We start from the raw sequence: 3,156 nt of genomic DNA, 5'->3' as shown, positions 1-3,156 counted from the left end.
ACTCAATACTTACTTTACATTCGAGGCTATTCGTAGCGAAGACGAAGAAACGCGTATTAGTCTTCCTGAAGGGTTTAACGCCTCAGAAGTTCGTCTTACCGGAAATGTTGTTGGTGACGCGCCTTTTAATGGTACTTTGATTCACAAAGGCTGGAAAGTCAGCGATGTTAAACTGCCGAAACTGGCGGAAGGCCACGATACCTCAATTGTTGCACCTGCAGAGGTAGAGCTATGATAGATTCTGTGAAAACCGAAATGCAGGCTCGCTTTTCCGTAGGGATCGATCTAGGGACTACACACTGTGTATTATCCTATTTGGATCTGGGTAAAGTAGCCGAAGACCCGACACTAGAGCCGGAATTGACCATAATGTCTGTCCCGCAGTTAATTCAACCTGGGCTTATTGAAGAAAAACAGCAATTGCCGTCGTTTATATATATGGCTCATCAATCAGAGCTTAATGATGCTGATATTGCCCTGCCTTGGAACGAGCAGCCTGACGTTATTGTTGGAAGTATTGCTCGGGAGCTGGGCAGTAAAACCCCGATTCGTTTAGTCTCTAGCGCCAAAAGCTGGCTGTGTCATAGCGGAGTAGATCGTCATTCTGCATTTTTGCCTGCCGGCAGCCCGGAAGAGGTCGCTAAAATATCACCGTTAACGGCAACGTTCCAATATTTGGATCACTTGCGTGCTACTTGGGAACATCAGTTTCCTGATTTCCCGTTGTCAAAGCAGGAAGTGACTATCACGATCCCGGCTTCTTTCGATCCCGCTGCACGGGAACTCACTGCTGAAGCTGCGAAAAGTGTCGGTTTTGATAACCTTACCCTGCTTGAAGAACCTCAGGCCGCGGTCTATAACTGGATACATGCCTGTGGTGAAGGCTGGCGTGAGCAGGTTAATGTCGGCGACATTATTTTGGTGGTTGATGTTGGCGGTGGTACGACAGACTTATCATTAGTTGCGGTAACCGAAGAAGACGGAAATCTAACTCTGAATCGCGTAGCCGTGGGGGATCATATATTACTCGGCGGCGATAATATGGATTTAGCCCTCGCTTATCGTGTTAAAGCAAAGCTGGCTCAAGAAGGTAAAGAGCTGCAGCCATGGCAGATTCAGGCGATTACCCATGCTTGTCGGGATGCTAAAGAACAATTACTTTTAGATAACGACGTTGATAGTGTACCTATTACGGTACCAAGCAGGGGCTCTAAGCTGCTTGGTAAAACGCTGCGCACCGAACTAACCCGAACCGAGGTGCGGGAAGCGCTGGTTGAAGGTTTCTTCCCTGAAGTAAGTATCAGTGATCACCCGCGAGCGGTTCGCCGCAGTGCTTTAACGCAAAAGGGATTACCTTATGCTCAGGATCCTGCTGTTTCCCGACATCTGGCTGCTTTTCTAAGCAGACAGGTGGATGCGGCTAACGATGTATTGGGCTCCTCATCATCTCAAGCTGACAGCAGCGAGTATTCTGCTGATCCATTGGCGAATAACTTCGGCGGTGCTGAGCCGGCTGACTTTATTAAACCAACGGCAATATTGTTTAACGGCGGGGTACTTAAAGCTCCAGTGCTGGCTGAGCGGACTTTGTCGATTATCAACCAGTGGCTTAGCGATGCAGGTGCAGAGCAGGCCCGATTACTGTCAGACTCTGATCTTGATCTTGCTGTAGCCAGTGGCGCGAGTTATTACGGTTACGTTAAACAGGGTCAAGGCGTACGTATTCGCGGTGGTCTGGCCAGTACTTATTACGTGGGTATTGAAAGCTCAATGCCGGCTATTCCAGGAATGGAACCTCCGTTAGAAGCGCTATGTATCGCGCCTTTTGGTATGGAGGAAGGTACGGAAACGCAACCTGGTAATACCGAGTTCGGTTTAGTGGTGGGTGAGCCCGTCCGATTCCGCTTTTTCGGCTCTAACACGCGTCGTCATGATGACGCAGGCGTACAGCTCGAAAGCTGGCAGGATGATGAGTTAGAAGAGCTTCCTGAGTTACAGGCAACCCTCTCTGTTGAAGGGCGTCGTGTCGGTGACGTAGTACCGGTCCGCTTGATGGCTAAGGTTACTGAGGTCGGCACGCTTAAACTAGAAGCGATCTCGGTCAACAGTACCGACAGCAACGGTGAGCCGGAACGCTGGCACATTGAGTTGGATGTACGAGATTAACTGGGAATACAAAACTAAATGACAGATCAAGCTGCTCAATATCTCATTGGTATCGATTTAGGCACCACTAATACCGTGGTTGCCTATGCTGATATGCATAAGCCTCTATCGTCTGATAACTGCCATATCTTTGAAATTGAGCAGTTGGTTGCACCCGGTGAAGTTGCTAAACGGCCGCTATTACCCTCGTTTCGTTATCACCCGATAACGGGAGAGCTCAACGAATCAGATCTACTGCTGCCTTGGTCCGCTACTGACAGTGACACCTTAGCGGGAGAACTTCCTCTGGTTGTTATTGGCGAGTGGGCTAGGGAACTGGGGGCAAAGGTCGACGGCCGTCAGGTTGTGAGTGCCAAAAGCTGGCTTTCTCATCCGCAGATAGACCGCAATGCAGATATTTTACCTTGGGCCGGGGCTGAAGGTGTTCCTAAAGTCTCTCCGGTACTGGCTTCTGCCAGCTACTTATTTCATATACGTAATGCCTGGAATTTTGCTCATCCTGATGCGCGGATAGAAGATCAGGAGGTAGTAATTACCGTCCCTGCTTCTTTTGATGAAGGTGCTCGGGCATTAACGGTTGAAGCTGCGGAACGTGCCGGCTTGGGAAATATTCTACTGCTAGAGGAGCCTCAGGCGGTTTGTTATGACTGGTATGCCAGACAAGGAGATGAGGTACAAACTCAGCTTGCGAAAATAAAGCTGTTAATGGTCTGTGATGTTGGCGGAGGTACCACTGATCTGAGTTTGATTAAGGTTAGTCAGGCTGAAGATAATACGCTTGCACTAACGCGGGTTGGTGTTGGTAATCACCTTATGCTGGGGGGAGATAACGTTGACTTGGCTCTTGCCCATATTGCAGAGCGCTATATTAACGGTGCTTCGTCGTCTAATAAAAAGCTCAGTGCGGCCAGTTTGTCACAATTAATACAGCAAACTCGAAAAGCCAAAGAGCTGCTGTTGAGTGAAAATGCACCTGACAGCGCCAAGGTG

General features: G+C 49.0%; 3 protein-coding genes. All 3 read left to right on the top strand.

Features of this window, described 5'->3' with window-relative positions; all coding sequences use genetic code 11:
• Nucleotides 1–235 (top strand): DUF2760 domain-containing protein (locus AC4GME_RS13115; RefSeq protein ID WP_490379541.1); only part of this gene is annotated, 235 nt, incomplete at its 5' end.
• The gene (locus tag AC4GME_RS13110; RefSeq protein ID WP_490376755.1) at nucleotides 232–2,166 is read left to right on the top strand and encodes an Hsp70 family protein; all 1,935 of its coding nucleotides are present in this window, start codon (nucleotides 232–234) and stop codon (nucleotides 2,164–2,166) included. The genes AC4GME_RS13115 and AC4GME_RS13110, both read left to right, overlap by 4 nt.
• 18 nt (nucleotides 2,167–2,184) lie before the next feature.
• Nucleotides 2,185–3,156 (top strand): Hsp70 family protein (locus AC4GME_RS13105; RefSeq protein ID WP_490379540.1); only part of this gene is annotated, 972 nt, incomplete at its 3' end.

This window comes from Psychromonas sp. (genome assembly GCF_983033635.1).
This window is presented reverse-complemented; position numbering and strand designations above follow the sequence as displayed.

Coding starts and splice junctions, on each gene's coding strand:
- AC4GME_RS13110 (WP_490376755.1), top strand. CDS start 232: ATGATAGATTCTGTGAAAACCGAAATGCAGGCTCGCTTTTCCGTAGGG.